Here is a 23,340-nt window from a genome sequence, read left to right as displayed (position 1 = left end):
ATATCGGCATCATAGAGTGTAACTTTACCCTAACCGGCAGAATCCATCAGCCTGGCTGGTCTAATACGTTTTTGCAGTGACTGGGGAAGGGCCTCCGGTTGTCCCAGGATATGATCTGTCAGGTACTCCGCAAGCAAGGGGGCATAGCTCAGTCCCTTGCTTCCCAAGCCGGTCAATACGAACAGACCCGGCATCATTTGACCCTCGGCGCGCGGTACGGGTCCGACCGCCGGTTGATAATCCCGCGTGGTACAACGGAAGCCAACGCGGCCCCGGGCACTCGGTTGGGTCTGGGCGCAATGCTCGATCACCGTGTCGGAAATGATGCCGGGGATCATGTCTGCGAGCGCCTGCAGGTTCTCCAGCTCACTCTCCGAGGTCACTTCCGGGGATTGCTGGTGAAGATCGAAGGTGGCGCCGGTCAGCGCCGTCCGGTCATGGGCCGGGTTCAGATATCGCGTACCGCAAACCACACAGTTCGGGGCCTGGACCTGCTCGTTGGACAACAGGGTGACCTGACCGCGAATGGGCTTGAAACGGAGGCGGGCCGAATCCGGCAGCAGCTCGGTGATCCGGTGGCCGGTACACAGCACCGCCTGGTCGACGGTCAGGGTCTTCCCGTCAGTGGCAGTGAGACACCAGCGGGTGTTCCGGGAGGCTAGTCCGGCCACGTCAAAGCCAAAGCGACGGCTGATCCCCGGGTGGTCCAGTAGCCACCGACACAGCGCCGCTGGCTGCAGCCAGCCGCTGTTGGTAAACCAGAGCCCTCCGTGTGCCAGGCTGAGGCCGCTGAGCGCCGTCGCCTCGTCCGCCGAGACCGCCCTGACCACGGCTTCGGGATAGTTGTTGCTGGCGAGAAACTTGGCCTGGCGTCGGGCCTCCTGCTCGGTACCGGCTAACTGCAGGACCCCCGTGGGGTGCCAGAGCGAGCCGGAAAGGGGACGGTAAGACGCCTGGGCAAAGAGCAGGGCGGACAGGGCGAGTTGTGTCTGGGCATTGAACTCAACCCCCAGTTTCACGTACAGGGCTCCCTGGGTGTTGCCAGAAGCCCCGGCCGCGGGACCGTCAGCGGAGTCGATCACGGTGACCTCTACGCCCCGGTCCGCCAGATTCCGGGCGAGCAGGCAACCCGCAATGCCTGCGCCGACAACGGCCACCGAGGAGGGAGTGGCAGGCGGGACAGTGGTGTTGGGTGTCCCGTCTCGGGCGCCCGTAGCCGGGAGCATGCCGGCCAACATCTCCCGTTTGCGGCCAAATCCCGGTACCTTCTGCATCTGGAATCCGGCGGCTAGCAGGGCTCTGCGGACCCTGCCAACAGCGGTGAAGGTCGCGACAGTCGTTCCCGGTCGGCTGTGCTGGCGTACGGAGGAGACGACCTCGTCCACCCACAGTTCGGGATTGAGGGAAGGGGCAAAGCCGTCCAGAAACCAGGCATCGGCCTGGAAGGTCATGTCCCGCCAACCGTCGAGGGCATCACCAAAATGCAGAGTGAGCCTGACTCGCCCCCCGTCCAGCACCAAACGGTGAGTGCCATTTATCAGAACCGGATAGTGGGCTTGCAGCTCGTTGGCCAGCTGCTCCAGTTCCGGCCATAGCGCGTGTGCCCTGGCAAGGTCCTGCGGCGTGAGGGGGTAGCGTTCGACCGAGACGAAATGAAGGGTCGCGCCGGCAGGCGGGTTGCACTGCCGCCAGAGTTGCCAGGTGGCCAGAAAGTTCAGGCCGGTGCCGAAGCCGGACTCCGCCACCACAAAACCCTGGCCGGGACCCACGTCGGCGAATCGCCGTGGCAGGTTATTGTGTTGAAGAAACACATAGCGGGTTTCTTCCAGGCCGTCCTCGCGACTGAAGTAGACATCGCCGAAGTCAGCGGATTCCGGAACACCCTCTCGCCACACCAGGCGAGCCGGCGTGGCTGAAACCGGAGGATGGCTGGGCGCGGTCATTCAGCGTCCTGGTCGAGACGGCTAATGCGCTGGATGATGATCGGTTCCACCGGTACGTCGGCCATGCCATTGCGGAAACCCGTGGGCTTGCCGGCGATGGTGTCAGCCACACCCATGCCGTCGGTCACCCGCCCGAAGACTGCGTAGCCCGGTCCACGAACACCGGCGTTCAGGAAGTGGTTATCCACCAGGTTGATGAAGAACTGGGAGGTAGCCGAGTGGGGATCGTTGGTGCGGGCCATGGCGATGGTGCCGCGGAGGTTCTTCAGGGTTGGGCTGGCCTCGTTGGTGATTGGCTCGCCAGTAGTCTGTCGCTGAAGGTTACGATTGAAGCCACCGCCCTGGATCATGAAACCGGGAATGACCCGGTGGAAAATGGTGCCTTCGTAAAAGCCCGCGTCCACGTAGGTCAGGAAATTCTCAACCGTTTCCGGCGCCACATCGGGGCGCAGGGTGATTTCCAGGGCGCCCTCCGAGGTTTCCACGCGAACTTTGGGCAGGGCGGCGGAGTCGTCCTGGGCGCTCGCCGCCGTGGCGCCGAGGCTGAACAGGGCCGCGACGGCCGTGGCAATGAAGAGCCGGATCACAGTTAATGAGGGTTTTACCGAATTTTTCGTTTGTGCGCTCGTCACGATAGAAAGCTCCGTGTATGTATGAAGGCCAGGGAGATCAGCGACCGGTTGACGACTGGATTCTAACAGATCTTGCTGACATTTCGGTGTGTTCCCTGCGGGCAAAAGGGCTGTCTTAAACTACCTTTACAGAGACGGTAACCCGGGCAACGGAACGCTACAATTTCACCGAGAGGCCAACGGTAACGGATGCCTGACAACATCCGGTTACGGATCCACGCGATTCGTTTCTGTACTCCTCATTAATCGGGCCCGAAGATGGTTGGCGCAGGATAACCCATTAGAAACCGGGCCGGGCTGTACGGTGTTTGATCATTCAATGGAGGAATCGCGTGAAAATCAGTCACGGTCTTCAGGAAAAATCCCGCCTAGGGCGGTTGTTGATTAATCGCGGCTATCTCACCGAAGCCCAGCTGGAAGTGGGGTTGAAACGACATCAGGAAACCGGCCAGCGACTGGGCGAGTTTCTTGTTCAGTCAGGGTGGATTTCCGAGAAGGAGCTAGGTCGTGTCCTCAAGCATCAGGCCCGCTATCGCAACGCAGCGGCCCTGGTCACCATGATCACGTTACCCTTCCAGCCCCTGGTGTCGTTTGCGGCCAGTAGCCCGGGAACCGGTGGGGCCGAGAATACGGTCGCCGGCGAGCTGTACGCCGATGGCAACTGGACGCCCATGACCGACGCCGAACTCGCCCAGGCGGTGGGGCGCGCCACCGACGACTTTCTGGCTCAGGTGGTCCGTGTAGAAGGCATGGCGGAGGCGGCCAGCGACAGTGATGGCGAACCTCTGGGGGAGGAAGCGACGGATGCTGTGGAAGGGCTGAAGCTGATCGCCCGTACCTTCGTGCCGGCGCTGAACTTTGTGAATTCCGAGATGACTATCAGCGGCGTGCACTATCGTGAAGGGGTATCCCGCTTCAGGATTCACGAAGATGGCGCCCTGGAGCTGTCATTGCCGGAGCGTATTGAGCGAGTGGATATGCGCAACATCCGGGTATCCGAGGGCAACGGGCCCATTCTCGGCCATGTGACCCTCAGCGATATCCAGTTTCAGGCCGGTTCCCGCATCACCATTTCAACCCGTCGCTAGTATGAAAAAGCCGGTACCCGAATTGACGGGTACCGGCTTGCTATTGGGCTGGCTGAGACTTGCTCAGGCGCTGGCCAGGATGGTCCTCTGGTTGACCGAGGTCTGATGTCCGGTGGCGCCGTAGAGTTTCTGCTGGCCGGTAGTTCCGCGGAAGATGTCGCTCAGTCTGGCCAGACGTTTTTGCAGGTGGCCCACCACCCGGCTATTGACCGCATTCAGGCTCTGGCAGGCTTTCAGTCGGCGTTCGGCTTCGGTCCAGGGGGCGATCAGTTCTGTCATGCCGCTGCTCTGGATGAATCGGGACGGATTACCGCTATCGGGACGGTAGCCCATCTCCACCAGCAGGTGAATCTTCTGTTTTGCCCGCTCACGCAGCTTCTTCAGCAGCGCGTCCTTTTGCTGGGTTATCGGCTCAAGGGCCTTTACGTCGGATTTCGACAGTGAAGCTTTCTCCTCTTTGAGGAGAGATGCCAACTTATCCAGTTGACGACTATCTTCTTCGAGTAACTGCTTCAACTTGTCAATGGCTGCCATGATTCTCTCACCCAAAAATGCTTTCATCCATTTCAAGCATTTTCTGGGCCAGTTTCTCTGCGTCCACCTTGTAGGAACCATCCGCCAGTGCAGACTTGATCTGCTCGATGCGAGCGTCGTCCGTTTCCGGATAACTGCTCAGGCGCTGCTCGAGTTGCTTGAGGTCTTTGGCCTGGGCGCTAAGCTTAACGTTCTCGCCGCGTCCGGCTTGCGCCTGGGACTGGGCCTGCTCTGCCGGGGACTGGGTCTTGGGGGCATTTGCCTTGTCGGCCGTGGTCTTGGGAGTGTTGACCTGGCCGGGGCCAATTCCATTGAAGTCAACTGACATAATGATACCTGCTTGCCTGTTTGCGCCGGGATGGCGGCGAAATAAGTTACTTGGCCTGTTTATCGGCAGGCGTCCGAACAACTTTAGAAATTATTGTTGACTGTTGCCGTACCGTTTCGTAAGGCGGCAAGAACTGTCCCACCAGTGGCAGGCCGTTGCCGCTCTTGCTTGGCGTCACATGGGAATTTCCACCCGGCCGGGGCCAACAATGCGCCCCCGAACACGGCGGGAGGAGGACAGGTTTTCCACCAGCACCTGTTCTCCAGTTTGGCCGTTGGCCAGGGCCTTGCCCCGGGTATGGACTTCAAAGCTGCCGGAGCGGGCGGTGATGATAACATGATCCCCCCGCTGCACGGCGTCTGGCTCCTCAACATACGCCGGGGTATAGACCGTGCCCCGGTTCATGGAGCGGGAGGCCTCTTTCCCCAGCAAGTCCTCGAGGGCGGTGATTGGGGCTCGCCGGGTGCTGTTGATCACGCTCTGTTCGACGGAGACCAGCCCCCGGGTGATCCGCTCGCCTCGAGCGACGGGCCGGCTGGCGGTGAAGACCTGGCCGGTAATGGTGACCGTTGCGGGCAGGTACATCCGCCAGGGGCGTTGTCCCTCACATTGGATCAGCAGGGTGGGCTGGGTGGTTTGCCAGGGATCGCCACTGAACTCTGCCGTCAGCTGGTCGCCGCAGGCTGCCAGGTTAAGGCGGGGATCAAGCTGGCCCAGTTCAAAATCAACAACATAGCCCTCGGCGGCCTGGGCGTCGGCAAACGCCTGCAGCAAGGCGGATGCGGCGGCTGTGATCTGTTCCTGGGTGGCACTGGCGGCTTGAGCCATCGCTGCGCCGGCTGCCAGTAACATGGCTGTCGACAAAATGAGGATGCGCATATGCTGTCGTTTGTCCTATGCTTTGAAAACAAGGCAAAAAACGATGCCTTTTTGCGGTAAGCGGCTCAATATTTCCCTGATGGTGCCGTTACCATGATATCCGGTCAAAAAAATGGCTTTTGCCACCAGAAAGGCAAGATCTGTGCCGGCAAGGGGGCAAATATCTGCAGGAGAGATCGATGGCAGGCGTACTAGACAGTGTGAATCAACGAACCCAGCTCGTCGGCCAGAACCGGCTGGAGCTCCTGCTGTTTCGGCTCCGCGGTCGGCAGATATACGGCATTAACGTGTTCAAGGTGAAGGAGGTGTTGCAGTGTCCGAAGCTCTCCTCCCTCCCTAACAGTCAGCCGGTCGTGCGCGGGGTCGCCCATATCCGCGGGGAGACCATTCCCATCATTGATCTGGGTATGGCCATTCGGCAGCCCGGCATTTCCAGTGACGAGCTGGCCAACAGCTTTGTGATCATCACCGAATACAATCGCAAGACCCAGGGGTTCCTGGTGGCGGGGGTGGATCGCATCGTCAACATGAACTGGGAAGAAATCCTGCCGCCACCCAAGGGGGCAGGACGCGAGGTATACCTGACGGCGGTAACAAAAATAGACGATAAGCTCGTTGAAATCATAGACGTAGAGAAGATACTTTCCGAAGTTTCTCCGTTGCGGGAGGACGTGACGGAGGAAGTGCTCAGCAAGAGCTCCAAGGATCGGGGTGGCCTGTTACCGGTTCTGGTGGTGGACGATTCCGCCGTGGCGCGTCGACAGATCGAACGGTGTCTCACCGCAATTGGGATGGAGGTCATTATCCGGAACGACGGCAAGCAGGCGCTGGAGTTTTTGCGGGAGATCACCGCTGATGGAAGCAAGGCGACGGATCACCTTTCTCTGATGATCTCGGATGTTGAAATGCCCGAGATGGACGGCTATACGCTGGTGACCAATTGCAAGCATGATCCGGCCATCACGGATTTGTATATCATGTTGCATACCTCCCTGAGCGGGGTGTTCAATCAGGCGATGGTACAGAAAGTCGGGGCGGACGATTTTATGGCCAAGTTCAGTCCGGACGAGCTCGCCGAGCGAGTCATGGAAATCATCGACAATCAATAAATGTACAGGGCAGGGCTCCGATCCAGCCAGCCTTAAGTTAGAGATCGCATGAAGGCAGACATTACGCCCCAGGAATATGAGGCATTTCAGGCATTCCTGCAGGACGCCTGCGGCATTTTGCTGGGTGACAACAAGCAATACCTGGTAAAGAGCCGCCTGCGTCGAATCCTGGAGGAACAGCGGATGTCCGGGCTGGGGGAGCTGCTGGAAAGCTTCCGCCGTCCGGGCAGCAGCGGCTTGCGGGAGCTGGTCATCGATGCCATGACCACCAACGAGACCCTGTGGTTCCGGGACAGTCACCCTTTTCGCATTCTCAGTGATCAGTTGTTGCCCGAACTGGCCGAGCGCAAGTCCATGGCGCCGGTCAGAATCTGGTCGTCCGCCTGCTCAACCGGCCAGGAACCGTACTCGATCGCCATGATCGTTGAGGAGTATCGGCGTCTGAGGCCCGGCAAACTGCGGGACTTGCGCATCACCGCCACGGACATATCCAAGAGTGTCCTGGAAGTGGCCCGGCGCGGCGAGTACGAAATGATTGCCATAGGCCGGGGATTGTCACCGGAACGGCAGCGGGCGTTCTTCAAGCCATCGGCCAATGGTGGTTGGCAGATCAGTCCCCAGATCCGCGGTATGGTCGAGTTCAAGGAACTGAACCTGCTGGACCGCTACATGCTGGGGAAATTTGATGTGGTGTTCTGCCGCAATGTGCTGATCTATTTTTCGGCCGACCTCAAGCGAGATATTCTCACTCGGATCCATGCCACCCTCAATCCGGGGGGGTATCTGATTCTTGGCTCTTCGGAGTCGCTGAACGGGTTGCAGGACCTGTACGAAATGGTCCAGTGCCATCCCGGCATCATCTATCGCAAGAAATAACCCATTCCCGCGTCGGCGGCTGGTCCCAGAGCGGCCAACCTGGTTAATGCGCTCGAGGGGCCGGTTGGCCGGCGGCGCGCCAATCGGAGTTCGCCCATGATTCTTGATTTCGATCACATGCCCTCGAGCGAGGTCTATCACGCCATGACCCAGACTCTGGTCCCGCGACCGGTGGCCTGGGTGTTAACCGAGAACCCGGATGGGGATTACAACCTGGCTCCGTTCTCTTTTTTCAATGCGATCACCAGCAAGCCGCCATTGGTTATGCTCTCGGTGGGTAAGAAACCGGACGGGCAATTCAAGGACACCCGGGTGAATATTGAAGCCCGCAAGGTATTCACTATTCACCTCGCCCATCGCGAACTGGCCCAGGCTATGACCCAGACTTCCCAGGTGCTGCCACACGGCCAGTCGGAACTGACGCACCTGGATTTACCGCTCACCGACTTCGAGGGCTTTGCGTTGCCCAGGCTGGCGGATTGCCGCGTGGCTATGGCGTGCGAGTTGTACGAGATCAAAGAGATCGGACCAACGCCGCAAAGCCTGATCTTTGGGCAGGTTCACAAGGTGTTTGTCGATGATCGGGCGGTGAGTCTGGATGACAAGGAGCGGCTGCGGGTGGATGCGGCTGCGCTGGATCCGATCGGGCGACTGGGAGGGAACGAGTACGTCACCTTTGGTGAGGTGCTGACCATCCCCCGGCCGCAATAAGCGGGCGTCAGCCCACGCCGCTGGCCCTCAGCAGGAAAATGCCGGCGGTGACGGTAACGCTGGCCAGGAGCGTGGTCAGGGCGACGATGTTGGCGGCCAGCCGATCATTACCCCCGAGGGCCTTGGCCATCACATAACTGGCGGCGGCCGTCGGGCTGGCGAAGAACAGGAACATGAGCCCCAGTTCCTGCCCCTTGAATCCGACCAGCCAGGCCCCTGTGGTTGCCAGCAGGGGCAGGGTGACCATTTTTAGCATACTGGCACTGACCGCGCTCCTGCTGTTGCTGCGCAGGGCGCCCAGGGACAGGGTGCCGCCGATGCACAGGAGAGCCAGGGGCAAGGTGAGCGAGGCGAAGTAGTTACCGCTGGTGTGCAGCCAAGTGGGCAGTGACAGGTCCGCCCAGGCGAAAGGCACTGCCACCAGTACTGCAAGGATCAGTGGGTTGCGAAGGATGTCCAGCAGGATGCTGCGCCAGCCGGTCTGTTTGCCCGGGTGATAGGCGGTGAGGACGATCACGGACAGGGCGTTGTAGGAAATGATGACCAACCCCAGCAGGATTCCGCCTGCCGACAGGCCGTAGTCGCCGTAGAAACTGGCGGCCAGGGCCAAGCCAACGATGCCGCAGTTGCCCCGAAAGGCACCCTGAACAAAGACTCCCCGGCTTTCCGCCGGCACTCGCCACACCGACCACAGCCAGGCGAGGGCGAAACAGGCAAGGGTCGCGGCCAGGTAGTAGGCAAGTAGGACCGGATTGAAGGCACTCTCGAGGTCTGCCTCCACAATACTGAAGAACACCAGGGTGGGCAGGGTTGCGCGAAACACCAGAGCCGACGCCGTGTTGATGAACGGAGCGTCGATCCAGCCCAGGCGTCGAAGTCCCAGGCCAATGAACACCATGGCGAAGACCGGCAAGGTGGTCTCCAGAGTGTGGAAGAATATCTGCGTCAGGGCCATAGGTCTTTTGGGGCTCCGGAGAAAAGCCGGTATTGTCTCGCATAGAGTGCTGGTTAGGAAGGTAACGATTGGTCGACCCTGGCACCGTACCAATCGCTTCTAATCTGGGGGGGAGTCGTTATGTCGCAACACTGGATGGTTGGTATTGACCTGGGTGGTACCAAAACCGAGGTTATCCTGCTGGATCGTGACAGTCAGGAACATTTCCGGGCGCGCAAACCGACGCCTACCGGAGACTATCGTGGTTGTGTGGAGTTGATCGCCACCCTGGTAGGAGAGGCCGAAGCCGTTGCAGGCGTCAGCACGCTGCCGGTGGGTGTTGGCATCCCTGGCTGCGTATCCCGGCTCACCGGGCGGGTGAAAAACGGCAACTCGACCTGGCTCAACGGCCAGCCTCTGGCTACCGATCTGCAGCAGCGATTGCAGCGCCCGGTGACGCTGACCAACGACGCCAACTGTCTGGCGTTGTCGGAGGCGACGGACGGAGCCGGGCAAGGGCACGACGTGGTGCTGGCGGTCATTCTCGGTACCGGTTGTGGGGCTGGCGTCAGTGTAGCGGGGAGGCTGTTGTCCGGTCCCAACGGTGTGGCCGGTGAGTGGGGGCACAATCCACTGCCCTGGACCAGTCAGTGCGACCTGGAGCGGCGCCCCTGTTTCTGTGGCAAGGCCGGGTGTATTGAAACCTTTCTGTCCGGTACCGGCCTGTCACTGACCCATCGCCTGCAATGGCAGGAGCTCATGACCGCCTGGGAAATCGCCGACGCTGCGGAACGGGGTGTAGCTGCTGCCCGGCAGACCCTGGCCACCTATATTCCGCAATTGGCCAGGGGGCTGGCGTCGGTCATCAATGTCATCGACCCGGACGTCATCGTGCTGGGCGGCGGTCTGTCGAACGTTGAAGCGATCTACCGGGAATTGCCGGATTATCTGCGTGCCTATGTATTCGGCGGGGAGTGTGACACCCCGGTGATGCCGGCGCATTTTGGGGATTCCAGCGGGGTACGCGGTGCAGCCTGGCTGGCTGCTCGCTAATTGGAGCGTGAGTCCACCGATAGACGAATCATCTCGAATGATCTATAGTTGGACTGTAGAGCGAGGTGATATCATGATGCAGCACACCGCAACCCGATCAGAGCCGCCCCCCAATGTGAGCGCTGGGCTCAAGGCTGTCTTCAACATCCTGGATAAGTGGCAGTGCACCCCCGGGCAGATCCAGAACATCCTCAGCATTTCCCGGGCGGCCCTGTACAAATACCGGCAGCACCCGGAATCGGCTTCCCTGTCGCGGGATCAACTGGAACGACTGAGTTATGTCCTCAATATCCATGCCGCGCTTCGAACGCTGTTCGACAACCCCGGTAACGTTTATGGGTTCATGTCCCTGGCCAATGACAACCCCTACTTCAATGGTCGTACCCCGCTGGAAGTAATCAGTTCCGGCCAGTTTGCGGATCTCTATGAGACCTTCAAGCGGATCGATGCTTTGAGGGGAGGGTTGTGGTGACGGATTACACGTTGCTTCCATGGATGGAAGACACCGAAACGAATGGGTTTCGCCTGGTTAACTCCAAGTTTCCGCCCATTGCCCTGTTTGACGATGTCGCCGATGCGGAGGACTTTGAGGCGCTCTACCAACTGCAGGCCATGACCAATCCCCGGCTTCGCAGCGAGGTGGGGGATCTTAATCTGATTCCCCGGGAGGAGATTCCCTTCGGGATTGCCGGCTGCGCCTATGCCACCGCACCCTTCACCCACGTCAATCCGGATGGCGGCCGATTTAACGACGGCCAGTATGGCGTGCTCTACATGGCGGACTCGTTCGCCACGGCCATCGCTGAGGTGGCCTACCATCAAACCCGGTACTGGCAAGGCGTTCATGGGCTTCAGTACGACCGGTTTGTATTCCGGGGCCTAGTCTGTCGGTTCGGAACGGAGGGGGTCAAGGACGCTTGCTCGCTACCGATGACCGACCCCATCTACGACCGGACAAGTTACGCAGCCTCCAGGGAGTGTGGTCGCTCCCTCAGGAAGCTGGGGGTGACGGGGATTCAGTTCCTCTCCGTGCGGCGCGCAGAGGCAGGCGCGATATGCTGGGGGCTGTTTACACCGAAACAGGTGTATCGGATTCACCAATCCTGCCACTACGAGTTTGTCTGGACCGGGGAGGCGATTGGATCGATCAGTAAGGTTTCGAGGCCTTAGTCGCTTTGCTCCGACGTTCCTCAGCCTGCGTTGCAGGCTTCGGTCGAACCCGCGAGGGTTCTCTTGACCCTCCCGGTCCGCCAATAAAAAACCCGGCTTGAAAGCCGGGTTTTTTATTGGCGGAGAGGGGTGATCCGGGTTCTCGGTGCGAACGAAGTTCGTGCCCCGGCGAACGGGCTTGCACTCAGGGTAAGCCCTGGACGGTCACCGACCGAACCGGCAATAAAAAAGCCCAGCATATGCTGGGCTTTTAAATTGGCGGAGAGGGAGGGATTCGAACCCTCGATACGCTATTAACGTATACACACTTTCCAGGCGTGCTCCTTCAGCCACTCGGACACCTCTCCAAGAAACTGTTTCAAATCAGCGGTGTTGTCGCTCATTTGAGGGCGCAAACTTTAATGGTTTTGACGGGGTTTGGCAACTCCGATTTGGAAATTCGTTAAAAAAAATCCGATTCGGCCTTCAGCGTCGGATGGAAAACCGGGCAAACTCGCCTGTGGCAGGCGATTCGGTGACGTCTATCTTGTCGACCCGGGCCGCGGGTGGGCCCTGCAGGCACCACTGGTGGAATTGCTCGAGCGTGGCCGGTTCGGCCTCGGCGACCACTTCCACCCGGCCGTCGGGCAGGTTGAGGGCGAAGCCGGTGACGCCAAGCTCCGTGGCGGTCTTTTCCGTGGCGGCCCGGTAGTAGACTCCCTGAACACGTCCGCTGATAAGCATTGTCCATCGTGTCTGGCTCATGCTGTGCTCCCGTGGGTACCTGAATCCTTCATTCCCATTTACTTTGCCTGACTCCCATGACGGTTTAAAGCGGTTTGCCTGGGGAGGGGCGGGCTGTGCAAGTGCCGGATGAAACAAAAGTGACACAAAATCGCCATATCATTTCGGGACATTCATTATCGAGGGAGCTTCATGCTGAAAACCGTCCGCAGTCGTATCCTGTTTTTCTCCGGCTTGTCGATTGTTGCCCTGGCGGCGCTGGCGTCGCTGGCCTGGGTGATCATGCTGCGGGCCGAGCAGGCCAGCAATCAGCTGGTTCGCGGGAATCTCCATGAAGCCTGGTTGCTCAGTGACCTGGAGCAGGATCACCGGCGCATCCAGGATTTGGCGTACAAGGTCAAAGCCCAGCTATTGCTGTGGGATGAGATCGAGACCGAATTTGACGCCGTGTCGGAGGAGCTGCCCGGGCACTGGCAGCCTGTGGCCGATAACGACGCCCTGGCGGGCTGGGCCCGCGAGAATCAGGAGAATTTTGCCAGGGTGCAGGGCCTGATGACGGCGCTCGCCGAGGCTATCGAGCAGAAGAGCTATTACCGGGTGGGGCAGGTCGTGGATTTTAAGCTGTTCCAGTCCCTGGATCCCATGTTGGCGTCTATTCGGCAGCGCCAGGTGGCCAACCGTGAGCGCATTGCCCAAGAGTCTGACAGTCTGCTGGATTTTTTGTCCCTGCAGCAGCAGACACTGGTGGTGGGTTCCGTAGTGTTCCTGCTGGCTATTGTGATCATCACCCTGTGGATGCGCCGGACCGTGATTGTGCGGCTTCAGTCTATTGAGCAGGACCTCCGGGCCATGGAGCAGGCGTCCGATCTGACCCGCTTACCCAACGTGACCGGTCAGGATGAAGTGGCCGGTGTGGGTGCGGCACTGACCGGATTGGTGGGACGGTTTGAGCAGTTCATTGCCGATATCCGCTCCACCGCACAAAGTGTGAATCACCAGTCGGTCACCCTGGATGGCCAGGCGGAAGAAGTGCACCGGAGTTCCGGCAAGACGCGTCAGCAGATCCAGGATGTCACCAGTTCGATGCTGGCCATCACGGACCAGGCGTCCGCCATCGAAGACATTACCCAGCGGTCTACGCGTACCGTGCAGGCCGCAGTCGGCCGCAACCTGGAGGTCCAGGAGGGCCTGAAAGGGAGCGAGCGGGCCGCGGAGAATGCCGTTGCGGTGATTGAGCGGGTGTCCGGCTCCATCTCGGTGCTGGCGGAGGCTTCCCGTAATATCGAACAGGTGACTGGCGTAATCGCCGATATTGCCGAGCAGACCAACCTGTTGGCGTTGAATGCCGCCATTGAGGCTGCGCGGGCTGGCGAGCACGGTCGCGGCTTTGCCGTGGTCGCTGAAGAGGTGCGTAACCTTTCCCGCCGCACAGCGGAATCTACGGTGGAGATCCGTCAGTGGGTGACCGACCTGACGGAAGGGGTTGGCGATGTGGGGCGGCAGTTGTCGGAAATGCAGGCCGCCGGAAGCGAAAACCAGCAGCGACTGGATAGCCTAAAGCGCCAGCTTTCCGGCCTGAAGGACCAGTTTCAGGACCTGGAGCACCACAGCAGTGCCATTGGGGAAGCCCTGACAGTCCAGCGTGATGAGATTGACCGGGTGGGCCGGCGGGCCGCCGCCCTGGATGCCAGTGCCGAAGCGCTGATTGAGAGCGTGGCCAGTACCCGTGCCGTCAGCGATGGTTTGCGCAGTGAGTCCCATTCCATGACCACGCTGGCCGCCACGTTCCGAACCGCCAGTCTGGGGTAATCGGTTTCCTTCGCTACTGCTCAGATCCCTTGTGAAAACCGGCCAGCGGTCTGGTCATCCGGGCCCCGGCTCATTACGATAGTGGCTTCACTAGCTGGTTGGCAGGATGACTATGCACCCGGATTCCAATTCCCATCCGCAGGCAGACCCTCGTGACGAACGGTTTGTCGTGGACACACACTTGATTCCTTGCGATCAGCTCGAAGGTCTGGTGGAGGAATACTGCACCCGCTATCACGGCCTCAACGACGTCGAAGCGCCATTGTCTGAGCGGGACCGGGTCATGGCTGCGGTGACGCGGGGAGACTTGGTGGTCTGGTTCGATCCGGTCGACAATTCCGTTGGATTGGGGTCCGCGGGTTGAATCCGTTGTGCGCAACGTCACTACCGTTAAGGGCAGCTAACCGTTACAATCTTGTGTAATTTTCCGGTAATAGCGTCTGGCACGAGGTGAGAATTGATAAGGGTACTGGTTGTTGATGACCATGACTTGGTCCGCTCGGGCATTACCCGGATGCTGGCTGACGACCCCGACATTGAAGTCATCGGCGAGGCTTCTTCCGGGGAAGAGGCCATTGATGCCGTGCGCCAGTCCCGGCCGGACATTGTCCTGATGGATATCCGGATGCCGGGTATCGGCGGTCTGGAAGCTACCCGTCGCATCCTCAGGATTGACGATTCTATTCGGGTGATCGTGGTCACTGCCTGTGCCGACGACCCCTATCCAACGCGGGTCATGCAGGCGGGCGCCACCGCGTACATCACCAAGGGCGCCGATATCCGGGAAATGGTCCGCGCCATTCGCATGGCCCACACCGGACAACGCTACATCAGCCCCGAGATTGCCCAGAAGATGGCGCTGAAGAACCTGGGCGGTGAGTTCGGCGAGGAGAAGGGCGAGTCCGTTTTCGACCGTCTATCCGAGCGGGAGCTGCAGATCGCCCTGATGGTGGTGGACTGTCAGAAGGTTCAGGACATCTCAGACAAGCTGTGTCTCAGCCCCAAGACGGTCAACAGTTACCGCTACCGAATCTTCGAAAAACTGGAAATATCCAGTGACGTTGAACTGGCGTTGATGGCGGTCAGACTCGGGTTACTTGATGCCGACAAGGTCTGATTCACCAGCCCAGGAATTTGATTCAAAAGGATTTCTCAAGCGACTTACCGAACGTCCCGGGATTTACCGGATGTACGACGCCAGCGGTAAGGTGCTCTACGTGGGCAAGGCTCGCAATCTCAGGAAGCGGGTTGGCAGTTACTTCCGCAAGTCCGGACTGGCCCCCAAGACCGAGGCGTTGGTTGCGCGCATTCAATCCATCGAGGTGACCGTCACCGGCAGCGAGACCGAGGCACTGCTGCTGGAGCAGAACCTCATCAAGTCGTTGCGGCCCCCGTATAACATCCTGCTGCGGGACGATAAGTCCTATCCCTATATCTACCTGTCGTCCCACGAGGACTATCCGTCACTCACCTTTCGCAGAGGGCGCAGCAAGAAAGGGAAGGGAACCTGGTTCGGGCCCTTCCCAAGCTCTGGCGCGGTCAAGGAAAGTCTTAACCTTCTACAGAAGGTATTTAAGATAAGGTCCTGTAGCGAAAGCTATTTTAGAAACCGTACCCGCCCCTGTCTGCAGTACCAGATCAATCGTTGCACCGCGCCTTGCGTTGGCTATATCTCCCCGGAGGAATACCAGCGTGACGTGCGTCATGCCACCATGTTCCTGGAAGGCAAGAACCCCGCCATTCTCCACGACCTGATGGAGGCGATGGAGCAGGCCTCAAAGGCGCTTAAGTTTGAGGAGGCGGCCGCGTATCGTGACCAGATCAATCACCTGCGCCATGTTCAGGAGCAGCAGTCGGTTGATGGTGAGGGTGGTGATGCCGACGTGATTGCCATTGAGCAGGACGCGGGCATCGTCTGCATCGTGGTGATTATAGTGAGAGGTGGTCGCGTCCTGGGCACCAAGGACTATTTCCCGCGTTTCTCAATCGAACAGTCCGAGTCGGAGCTTCTGAGCGCCTTTCTCGGTCAGTTCTACTTTGGCGGCGACGTCAAGAGGGACATTCCCCGGGACGTGCTGGTGCCGGTGGACGTGGAAGGGGCAGAATTATTGGCCCAGGCCCTGAGTGAGGCGGCCGGCCGGGAAGTGCGCATAAGGGGGAATGTACGAGGTGAGCGCCGGCGCTGGCTGGAGCTGGCGATGACCAATGCCCGCCAAACCTTGAAGACGCATCTGGCCAGTAAGGAAACCGTGTATCGCCGATTGCTGGCACTGCGGGAGTTACTGGAGCTGGCAGAGACGCCCTCCCGCATGGAATGCTTTGATATCAGTCACAGCCACGGGGAAAATACGGTCGCGTCTTGCGTGGTTTTCGACGAGAATGGGCCGCTAAAGTCGGATTATCGGCTATATAACATTCAGGATGTAACCGCCGGGGACGACTATGCGGCGATGCGCCAGGTATTGAGCCGGCGCTATCGTAAGCTGGCAGCCGGTGAGGGCAAACGGCCAGACCTGGTGTTTATTGACGGCGGCAAAGGGCAACTGAACATCGCCCGGGAAGTCTTTGAAGATCTGGGGATTTCCGACATTCCGCTGATTGGGGTGGCCAAAGGGGTCACCCGACGGGCGGGAATGGAGCAACTGATCGATGCCATGACCGGCGATGTGTTCCGGGTACCGGCCGATTCACCGGCCTTGCACCTGATCCAGCACATTCGGGACGAATCCCACCGGTTCGCCATTACCGGGCATCGGGCCCGCCGAGACAAGAAACGGCGTCAATCCACCTTGGAAGGCATCGAGGGGATTGGCGCGAAGCGACGCCGCGAAATGATTCGCTACTTTGGCGGCATACAGGAAATACGAAAGGCGAGCGTCGATGAGATCGCCAAGGTACAGGGCATCAGCCGGAACCTGGCAGAAACCGTCTACGCCGCGCTGCACGACGAGTAGGACCTATGAATTTACCCAACATTCTAACGCTCTCGCGAATCGTCATGATTCCGGTGTTTGTCATCATTTTTTACATGCCGGTGGAGTGGCGTTATATGGTGAGCGCCCTCATCTTTGCGCTGGCGGGAGCAACGGATTGGCTGGATGGTTACCTGGCCCGGCGACTCGATCAAAGCACACCGTTTGGTGCCTTCCTGGATCCGGTTGCCGACAAACTGATGGTGGCCGTGGCATTGACTGTCCTGGTGGAGGAATACCACAGTGTGATCCTGACGCTGCCGGCCGTGATCATCATTGGCCGTGAAATTGTCATTTCGGCGCTGAGGGAGTGGATGGCCGAGATTGGCAGCCGGGCGAGTGTCGCGGTGTCCTACATCGGCAAGGTCAAGACGACAGCCCAGATGGTTTCCATCATCATGCTGCTGGCCTTCCCGCCGGGAGTTTCCTGGGCCTATGCCGGAGTGTCGCTGCTGTACGTGGCCGCCGTGCTCACGCTCTGGTCCATGGTGTTGTACATCAAGGCCGCCTGGCCGGACCTGTTCCCACGAGAGCCGCGCAACCAGGCTGTCGAACGGGCTGATTAAAGAATAATCAATCAGTTACGTGTAATTTTTTGGTAAAAAAGGGTTGACACTGCGCCTCGATCCATTAATATATGCGCCACTTCGACGGCAACAGCGAGTCGCAGTAACTGAAATGCGGGAATAGCTCAGTTGGTAGAGCACAACCTTGCCAAGGTTGGGGTCGCGAGTTCGAATCTCGTTTCCCGCTCCAATTCCTTTCCGGGTCACCGGTTCAGGGATGACAATCCAAGTCTCTCAACGTCCACCTGAGAGCAGAAAGTCCTCAAGTTAGTTCGGACTTTTCCCGGCGCGGTGGCAGAGTGGTTATGCAGCGGACTGCAACTCCGTGTACGCCGGTTCGATTCCGACCCGCGCCTCCATTTCCCTTCTTGCGATCTTCGTGGTAACCGCGGACAGCGGTTGGAAAACACGTCCTCCTCCTTGTCAAACGTCAGCTATGTTGACAGTTCAGTAAATCAGTAACCTGAATGAAAATTGTACGATCGTACAAATACCTTGCTATCCGTTTCCCGTCCCTGCCTCGAGTTGCCAGTCTGCTCCCCAAGTAAATGTGTCAGGCTATTTGACAACATTTAACAATTGGCGGGTGTGGCTGTGAGAAAGTTGTACAAATGTTCAATAATCTCCGGGGGTTTGAGTTATTGGCCTTGTTGTTGCTGATTTCCAAGTGACTTGGCTTTGCCAAGGCGGAATAAAACGTTTGTAACGTCAATGAGGGCATACCCATGGATCTGATCAGAAAGTGGCTTTGCAGGTTCGCGTTCGTGGCTATGGCATTGAGCGTGGCTTCAGTTGCCCAGGCTGGCTTGGGAGACTTTAACGGATTGCTGGATGGTGGTGGCGACTACTATGACGAGCCGCCAAAAGATTCGGTCGAGGTTCCCGAGCCGGGTACCTTGGCTTTGCTGGGGCTTGGCCTGGTTGGCCTCGGTATCGCAAGGGGCAGACGGAAGCACTAGTCGGCACGTCTTGCTTCACCCGTAATATTGGGAGGTGATGGGGTTAAAGTGTGCGTTGCTTAGCCGAAGGGGCGTTCTGTCGCAAGGAAAAAACCTTCGGCTTTTTAGTGTCCCTCAACCCAAGTGTCATGGCTCATTTGGGGTAGCCGGTAATCTGCCGGATCTTGCGATACAGCGGTTGTAGCCGGCGGTACATCTGCAAGTACACGCCCCTGTACAGCTGCTCATAGAGGTCGCTGGTTTGAGGGTGCGGTTCGAACACCTGGCCCACCCGGGTCATTCTTGCCACAGCAGTCTCAAAGTCGGGGTGCAGCCCCAAGCCAACGGCGGCATCGATGGCCGCGCCCAGGCCCGATGTTTCGTAGGTGTGGGGGCGTTCGGCGGGGAGCCCGAAGACATCGGCGGTCAGTTGCATGGCCGCATCGCTCTGGGAGCCACCACCGGCCACCCGGAGCCGGTCAATCTTTACGCCGCTCCGCTTTTCGATTCGCTCTTTTCCCTCTCTCAATGCGTAAGCCAGCCCCTCCAGGATCGCCCGGTACAGGTGAGCGCGGGTGTGGACGTCGCCAAAGCCGATAACGGCGCCCTTGGCTTCCGGGCCGGGTTCCCGAACCCCCGGTGACCAGTAGGGTTGCAAGGTCAGGCCCATGGAGCCGGCGGGTACCGAACGCACCAGTTCGTCAAACAGCACCTCCGGTTCAACACCCCTGTCCTCGGCAATGCGCTGCTCGCGCAGGCCAAACTCCTTCTTGAACCAGCTGACCATCCAGAACCCTCGGTAGATCATGACTTCGGTGGAGTAATAGCCGGGGCGGGCTGAAGGATACGGTGGCATGAACCGGGTGGGCTCCACATAACGGCGGCTGGTGGCGTTGATGGTGGCGGTGGTGCCGTAGCTCATGCAGCCAATGTTTGGGGTCAGCCCGCCTGAGCCGAGGATCTCGCAGGCCTTGTCGGAGGCGGCGGCTATCACCGGAAGCCCCGGCGGGAGCCCCAGGTGCGCGGCCGCGTCCGGGGTGAGCGAGCCCAGGGGGTGACCCGGCGGGACCAGCTTGGGGAGGGTGTCTGGTCGTACCGGCATGGCCTGCCACTTGAAGTCTCGCGGCCCGGCCCACTGCTGTTTTCGGTAGTCGAAGGGCAGGTAGCCAACCTGGCATCCGGTGGAATCCCGGAATTCGCCGGTTAGACGATAGGTAAGGTACCCGGACAGCAGCAGGTAATGCGCCGTGGCCTGCCAGATCTCCGGCTGGTGCTGGGCGATCCAGTTGGCCTGGGTCTTCTCGCGGAACCGGGCGATGGTGTCTTCCAGTCCGGCCACCTTGAACAGCCAGCCCCACGGGCCCGGTAACGGCCCTTCCACGTTGGCGTGACGCTGATCCAGCCAGAGAATGGCGGGGCGAAGCGGCTTGCCCCGGGCGTCCAGGTTGACCACCGTGCCCCGTTGGGTGGTGACAGTGACACCAACCACCTGGGCGGGCCGGGCATCGGTATTCGCCCATAGCGATTGGCAGGCCAGTCCCAGCTGGTCCCAGAAGTAGTCGGGATGCTGTTCCGCCCAACCCGGTTGGCTGGAGAAATACGGCTCCAGTTCCTGTTTGCCCTTGCCGACAAGGTTACCCTCAGTATCGAACAGCAGGGCGCGGACGCTCTGGGTGCCATTGTCGATGGCCAGTATCAGCGGCTGGCGTGAAGTCATGCGTCACCTCCGGCGGATTCCGCGTCACCGGCTGAGGGCGGTGGCGCATAGGCCGACTGCCACAGGGCCTGATAGCGCTTCACCTCGGTCTGCCAGCGCGCATCGTCCCAGCCCAGGACGGGCGCACACAGATTGTGAAGACGGGGCAGGATGGCCTGGCCACCATCCGGCAGAATGAGGCCGAGTCGGGTTCGACGCAGCATCAGGTCATCCAGGTGAACGACGTCGGTATGTGCGGCGGCCCAGACCACTTCTGCCCACAGCGTATTGGTAGTGGCTACTGGCTCCGTGGGCCCGGCCTGCAGGACTTCGTCGAGTTGGGGACCATAGAAACCGGAAAGCCGGCGCCAGGTCTGGTGACTGATTCCGGAAGGTCGTTGCCGTGGCGGCGACGCAGAGAACACCGGTTGCTGGTCCGGGCGGAGCGCCGGACAATCCAGGTAGGGCCGGCTACGCTCCAGGACCTCCCGGGCGATCAGGCGGAAGGTAGTGAGCTTGCCTCCGGCAACGGTCACCAGACCGCCTTCGTCCCAGATCACGTGTTCGCGGTTTTCCCGTGACGGTGACTTGTCATCACCGGAGCTGACGACCGGCCGCACCCCGGCCCAGGAGGACAGAATGTCGTTCGCCCCGATCGGCCTGCCGGGGAAAAGCGTTGCGGCGATTTTTAGCAGGTACGCCACTTCCGGCCCGGTGATGCGGGGCTCTTTCAGCAAGGGGGTGTGGTGGTCCAGGTCGGTGGTCCCCAGTACCGTCGCGCCATGCCAGGGGAAGGCGAACACCGGGCGACCGTCGTCCGGGTGCAGCAGGGAAACCGAGCAGGACACCGGCAGGGCAGACCGGGCCAGTACCAGGTGACTGCCCCGCAAGGGGCGGATTCGTTTTTCCGAGTCGAGTAGTTGGCTCGCCCAGACCCCGGTCGCATTGATCACGACCTTCCCGTGTGCGGAGTACTCGGTTGGGTTGGCATCGGCCTGGGCCTGGTCTGCCAGGATGACGCCACGGGCCTGTCCGTGCTCGCGTAATACCTCACGAACCTGGAGGTAGTTGATGCAGACGGCACCGTCGTGGCTGGCTTCTTCAAGAGTCCGTTGGACCAGGCGGGCATCATCGGTGACGGCGTCTGTAAAGACACTGCCGGCGGTTAAGCCCGTTGGTGCCAGGCCGGGAACCCACTGCAAGGTTTCGGCGGCGGTCAGTCGGCGGCGCGTTCGCTTGCCGGCAATCAGGTCATACAGCCACAGTAGCGCTCCGAATAGCCGGGGCCCGGGAAACTGCTTGCGAAAGTGGGGCATGACAAAGGGCAGGGGCTCAACCAGACCCGGGGCTTCGACCAGCAGGCGCTGGCGCTCCCGAACCGCGTCACGGGTTAACCGGTACTGTCCACTGCCCAGGTAGCGGAGGCCGCCGTGGACCATTTTCGACGAACGGCTGGACGTGCCCCAGGCAAAATCCCTCTGCTCAACCAAAAGGGTGCGCAGGCCACTGCCGGCAGCCTCTCGTGCGATTCCGGCACCGGTGATGCCGCCGCCCACAACAATCACATCAAAGCGGTTGTCACCGTCTGCCAGATGCCGGAGCGCCGCCGTTCGGGATCGGTGATGATCGGTCACAGTGCCTCCCCTCAAGCGTCGTCGTTGTCAATGAGTGTTCCCGGGTTCAGTCGCTGGTCCGGATCGAAGGTGTGGCAAAGGGCGCGAATGGCCCGCATACCCAGCTCGCCCTTCTCCACGGGCAGGTAGGGGGCGTGATCTTTACCGACACCATGCTGGTGGCTGATGGTGCCCCGATTCTCGACAATGACTTTTGAGGTTGCCTGTTTCAGCTGGCTCCAGCGCCGCAGGGTTTCGGGGTAGTCCTCCCCGTTGCGGAACACGTAGGTGGTGTAGATGCTGCAGCCCTGGCCGTAAAAGTGGGACAAATGGGTGAACACATGCACCTTCTCCTGTATACCGGCCAGCCCCTGGCGCAGGGTGGACTCCATCTTGTCCAGCAGGGCATCGACGTTGTCCCAGTCCGTTGCGGTTTCCAGGGTGTCGACCGCGTACCCCAGTCCCCAGAGCGCTTCCCGGAGATAGGGCATGGTGAAGCGCTTCTCGGCCCACTTGTTGCCCAGATAGGTGCCCGTGTACACCCCGTCCTGGTGCGCACCAATCCGCCGTGCCTCCCTGAGTGCCGAGGCGCACTGGTGGCGGCTACCGGTCAGGCCAAAGGTCATCATGCATTTTTCATCGCGCGCGCCACGAAATGCCAGGAACGATTCCAGCAGACGGATCTGGCGAGGGTGCCCCGCCAGTGCCAGTTGGGTTTCGGTTTCGGTGGCATTGCTCAGCCGCAGCATCGACAGCTGTACCTTGCTCTGTACCAGGGTGCGTGCGGCGGTGCGGGCTTTCTCCCAGTTGGGGAAGAACACAACGTGGAACGTCTCCCGCTCCGGCAGGGGCGTGCACCGGACTTTGACCTCGGTGAGGATGCCGATCCGCCCTTCCGAGCCCAGAATCATCTCCCGGATATCGGGCCCGGTACTGGAAGCCGGAATGGTGGGAATCTCCAGGGTGCCCTGCAGTGTTTCGGTTTTGCCGCCAGCGAACAGCTGTTCGATGCGGCCATAGCGCAGGGACTGCTGGCCGCTGGAGCGGCTGGCCACCCAGCCACCAACGGTGGATAACTCGAAGGATTGCGGGAAGTGCCCCAGGGTATAACCCTTTGCGCGCAGTTGTGACTCCACCAGCGGGCCCGGGGTGCCGGCACCAAAGGTGGCAATCTGGCTCTCCGGGTCAAAGTCCAGCAGGCGGTTCATGCGCGCCAGGCTGATTGTCAGCACCGGGTTGTCGCCGGCCAGGGGATTGATGTGGCCCGCCACACTGGTGCCGCCACCATAGGGAATTACGTCGACGTTATGCTGCTGGGCGTATTGGAGCAGGTCACGGACCTCCTCTTCGCATTCGGGCAGGGCGACGCCATCGGGAAAGGTCCCAAAATCCCCGCTGCGCATGGCCAGCCAATCGGGCAGACTCTGGCCACGGGCGTGACGCACGCGGGTTTCTTCGGTGGTATCGATCAGGGGGTGCGAAGGCAGTCGGGAGGGCGGCACCTGACGGCAGACTTCACTCAGCTCCGCATCAGCCAGCGTTATTCCCGGTCCGACCCGCTCCATCAGGAACTGCTCTCCCTGTGGGGGCAAGTCCAGGTGAAACTGATCATCGCCCCAGCCATTCCAACGTTTCATGTTGCCGCCTCTCCTGCTGCTATTGTTGTGACGCTTGCGGGTGCCCTCCGGGGCATCCGGCCCCCACAACCGCCGCGACCGACAGGAAGTCGGGGCAACGGAAGGTGGGAAAAGCATTGCGTTTGGACA

At 60.2% G+C, this 23,340-nt stretch carries 22 protein-coding genes, 3 tRNA genes and 1 pseudogene; 15 read left to right on the top strand and 11 right to left on the bottom strand.

Annotation, left to right across the window (positions count from 1 at the left end):
- Positions 1-29 precede the first annotated feature (29 nt).
- Together mnmC and R3175_RS05955 are read right to left on the bottom strand one after the other, a co-directional pair.
- A complete protein-coding gene (mnmC, locus tag R3175_RS05960) occupies positions 30-1,943 on the bottom strand; it encodes a bifunctional tRNA (5-methylaminomethyl-2-thiouridine)(34)-methyltransferase MnmD/FAD-dependent 5-carboxymethylaminomethyl-2-thiouridine(34) oxidoreductase MnmC (RefSeq protein ID WP_318942958.1) in 1,914 nt (637 codons plus the stop codon).
- Positions 1,940-2,575, bottom strand: coding sequence for a peptidylprolyl isomerase (locus R3175_RS05955; protein WP_413231736.1), 636 nt, complete (start codon positions 2,573-2,575; stop codon positions 1,940-1,942). The genes mnmC and R3175_RS05955 overlap by 4 nt, the downstream gene beginning before the upstream one ends.
- Before the next feature lie 332 nt (positions 2,576-2,907).
- Between R3175_RS05955 and R3175_RS05950 the strand changes: the two genes are divergently transcribed.
- On the top strand, positions 2,908-3,663 hold the full coding sequence (locus tag R3175_RS05950) for a pilus assembly protein PilB (RefSeq protein ID WP_318942957.1): 756 nt from the start codon (positions 2,908-2,910) through the stop codon (positions 3,661-3,663).
- A 63-nt stretch (positions 3,664-3,726) separates the two neighbouring features.
- On the opposite strand, the gene R3175_RS05945 is transcribed toward R3175_RS05950, so the two are convergent.
- The 3 genes from R3175_RS05945 to flgA all read right to left on the bottom strand — a co-directional run bounded on the left by R3175_RS05945 (position 3,727) and on the right by flgA (position 5,404).
- Positions 3,727-4,197 carry a flagellar protein FlgN gene (locus R3175_RS05945; RefSeq protein ID WP_318942956.1) on the bottom strand — a complete coding sequence of 157 codons (471 nt, stop codon included), beginning with the start codon at positions 4,195-4,197 and terminating at the stop codon, positions 3,727-3,729.
- A gap of 7 nt (positions 4,198-4,204) precedes the next feature.
- Positions 4,205-4,525: a flagellar biosynthesis anti-sigma factor FlgM gene (gene flgM, locus R3175_RS05940; protein ID WP_318942955.1), complete on the bottom strand. Its 321-nt coding sequence runs from the start codon at positions 4,523-4,525 to the stop codon at positions 4,205-4,207.
- A 174-nt stretch (positions 4,526-4,699) separates the two neighbouring features.
- A complete protein-coding gene (flgA, locus tag R3175_RS05935; RefSeq protein ID WP_318942954.1) occupies positions 4,700-5,404 on the bottom strand; it encodes a flagellar basal body P-ring formation chaperone FlgA in 705 nt (234 codons plus the stop codon).
- Positions 5,405-5,583: 179 nt separating this feature from the next.
- Between flgA and R3175_RS05930 the strand changes: the two genes are divergently transcribed.
- The 3 genes from R3175_RS05930 (at position 5,584) to R3175_RS05920 (ending at position 8,100) form a co-directional block, all read left to right on the top strand.
- Entirely contained in the window at positions 5,584-6,513 is a 930-nt protein-coding gene (locus R3175_RS05930; protein WP_318942953.1) for a chemotaxis protein CheV, read from the top strand.
- A gap of 48 nt (positions 6,514-6,561) precedes the next feature.
- Positions 6,562-7,389 (top strand): protein-glutamate O-methyltransferase CheR, encoded by an 828-nt coding sequence (locus tag R3175_RS05925; RefSeq protein ID WP_318942952.1) that lies wholly within the window; start codon positions 6,562-6,564, stop codon positions 7,387-7,389.
- Between the two features lie 96 nt (positions 7,390-7,485).
- Positions 7,486-8,100 (top strand): flavin reductase family protein, encoded by a 615-nt coding sequence (locus R3175_RS05920; protein WP_318942951.1) that lies wholly within the window; start codon positions 7,486-7,488, stop codon positions 8,098-8,100.
- Between the two features lie 7 nt (positions 8,101-8,107).
- Here R3175_RS05920 and R3175_RS05915 read toward each other — a convergent pair whose 3' ends face one another.
- Positions 8,108-9,055 carry an AEC family transporter gene (locus R3175_RS05915; protein ID WP_318942950.1) on the bottom strand — a complete coding sequence of 316 codons (948 nt, stop codon included), beginning with the start codon at positions 9,053-9,055 and terminating at the stop codon, positions 8,108-8,110.
- A gap of 120 nt (positions 9,056-9,175) precedes the next feature.
- Here R3175_RS05915 and R3175_RS05910 point away from each other — a divergent pair, with 120 nt between their 5' ends.
- The 3 genes from R3175_RS05910 (at position 9,176) to R3175_RS05900 (ending at position 11,257) form a co-directional block, all read left to right on the top strand.
- On the top strand, positions 9,176-10,087 hold the full coding sequence (locus R3175_RS05910) for an ROK family protein (protein ID WP_318942949.1): 912 nt from the start codon (positions 9,176-9,178) through the stop codon (positions 10,085-10,087).
- A gap of 73 nt (positions 10,088-10,160) precedes the next feature.
- Positions 10,161-10,559: an antitoxin Xre-like helix-turn-helix domain-containing protein gene (locus R3175_RS05905; protein WP_318942948.1), complete on the top strand. Its 399-nt coding sequence runs from the start codon at positions 10,161-10,163 to the stop codon at positions 10,557-10,559.
- Between the two features lie 23 nt (positions 10,560-10,582).
- Entirely contained in the window at positions 10,583-11,257 is a 675-nt protein-coding gene (locus tag R3175_RS05900; protein WP_318943003.1) for an RES family NAD+ phosphorylase, read from the top strand.
- A 256-nt stretch (positions 11,258-11,513) separates the two neighbouring features.
- Here the strand turns inward: R3175_RS05900 and R3175_RS05895 are convergent.
- Positions 11,514-11,604: transfer RNA gene (locus R3175_RS05895), tRNA-Ser, on the bottom strand.
- Positions 11,605-11,722: 118 nt separating this feature from the next.
- Positions 11,723-12,001: an acylphosphatase gene (locus R3175_RS05890; protein ID WP_318942947.1), complete on the bottom strand. Its 279-nt coding sequence runs from the start codon at positions 11,999-12,001 to the stop codon at positions 11,723-11,725.
- Positions 12,002-12,172: 171 nt separating this feature from the next.
- Between R3175_RS05890 and R3175_RS05885 the strand changes: the two genes are divergently transcribed.
- The 8 genes and pseudogenes from R3175_RS05885 to R3175_RS18095 form a co-directional block, all read left to right on the top strand.
- A complete protein-coding gene (locus R3175_RS05885) occupies positions 12,173-13,789 on the top strand; it encodes a methyl-accepting chemotaxis protein (protein ID WP_318942946.1) in 1,617 nt (538 codons plus the stop codon).
- A 112-nt stretch (positions 13,790-13,901) separates the two neighbouring features.
- Positions 13,902-14,153 carry a hypothetical protein gene (locus R3175_RS05880; RefSeq protein WP_318943002.1) on the top strand — a complete coding sequence of 84 codons (252 nt, stop codon included), beginning with the start codon at positions 13,902-13,904 and terminating at the stop codon, positions 14,151-14,153.
- A gap of 93 nt (positions 14,154-14,246) precedes the next feature.
- Positions 14,247-14,906: a UvrY/SirA/GacA family response regulator transcription factor gene (uvrY, locus tag R3175_RS05875; RefSeq protein ID WP_318942945.1), complete on the top strand. Its 660-nt coding sequence runs from the start codon at positions 14,247-14,249 to the stop codon at positions 14,904-14,906.
- On the top strand, positions 14,890-16,743 hold the full coding sequence (gene uvrC / locus R3175_RS05870) for an excinuclease ABC subunit UvrC (RefSeq protein WP_318942944.1): 1,854 nt from the start codon (positions 14,890-14,892) through the stop codon (positions 16,741-16,743). Before uvrY ends, uvrC begins: the two co-directional genes overlap by 17 nt.
- A gap of 5 nt (positions 16,744-16,748) precedes the next feature.
- Complete coding sequence (pgsA, locus tag R3175_RS05865) at positions 16,749-17,327, top strand: CDP-diacylglycerol--glycerol-3-phosphate 3-phosphatidyltransferase (protein WP_318942943.1); 579 nt, start codon at positions 16,749-16,751, stop codon at positions 17,325-17,327.
- A 114-nt stretch (positions 17,328-17,441) separates the two neighbouring features.
- A tRNA-Gly gene (locus R3175_RS05860) sits at positions 17,442-17,517 on the top strand.
- A gap of 95 nt (positions 17,518-17,612) precedes the next feature.
- A tRNA-Cys gene (locus R3175_RS05855) sits at positions 17,613-17,686 on the top strand.
- Between the two features lie 513 nt (positions 17,687-18,199).
- Positions 18,200-18,286 (top strand): annotated as a pseudogene (locus R3175_RS18095) (PEP-CTERM sorting domain-containing protein); the annotation flags it as partial.
- Positions 18,287-18,419: 133 nt separating this feature from the next.
- Here R3175_RS18095 and R3175_RS05845 read toward each other — a convergent pair.
- The 3 genes from R3175_RS05845 to R3175_RS05835 are packed head-to-tail and all read right to left on the bottom strand — an operon-like array spanning position 18,420 to position 23,211.
- Positions 18,420-19,982, bottom strand: coding sequence for an FGGY-family carbohydrate kinase (locus R3175_RS05845; RefSeq protein WP_318942941.1), 1,563 nt, complete (start codon positions 19,980-19,982; stop codon positions 18,420-18,422).
- Positions 19,979-21,595, bottom strand: coding sequence for a glycerol-3-phosphate dehydrogenase/oxidase (locus tag R3175_RS05840; RefSeq protein ID WP_318942940.1), 1,617 nt, complete (start codon positions 21,593-21,595; stop codon positions 19,979-19,981). The genes R3175_RS05845 and R3175_RS05840 overlap by 4 nt, the downstream gene beginning before the upstream one ends.
- An 11-nt stretch (positions 21,596-21,606) precedes the next feature.
- Positions 21,607-23,211, bottom strand: coding sequence for an FAD-binding oxidoreductase (locus R3175_RS05835; RefSeq protein ID WP_318942939.1), 1,605 nt, complete (start codon positions 23,209-23,211; stop codon positions 21,607-21,609).
- Between the last annotated feature and the right edge of the window lie 129 nt (positions 23,212-23,340).

The sequence above is a fragment of the Marinobacter sp. genome (assembly GCF_033722735.1).
Taxonomy (GTDB): Bacteria; Pseudomonadota; Gammaproteobacteria; order Pseudomonadales; family Oleiphilaceae; genus Marinobacter.
The sequence above is the reverse complement of the archived record's forward strand: the minus strand, read 5'-3'. Positions and strand labels throughout refer to the sequence as shown.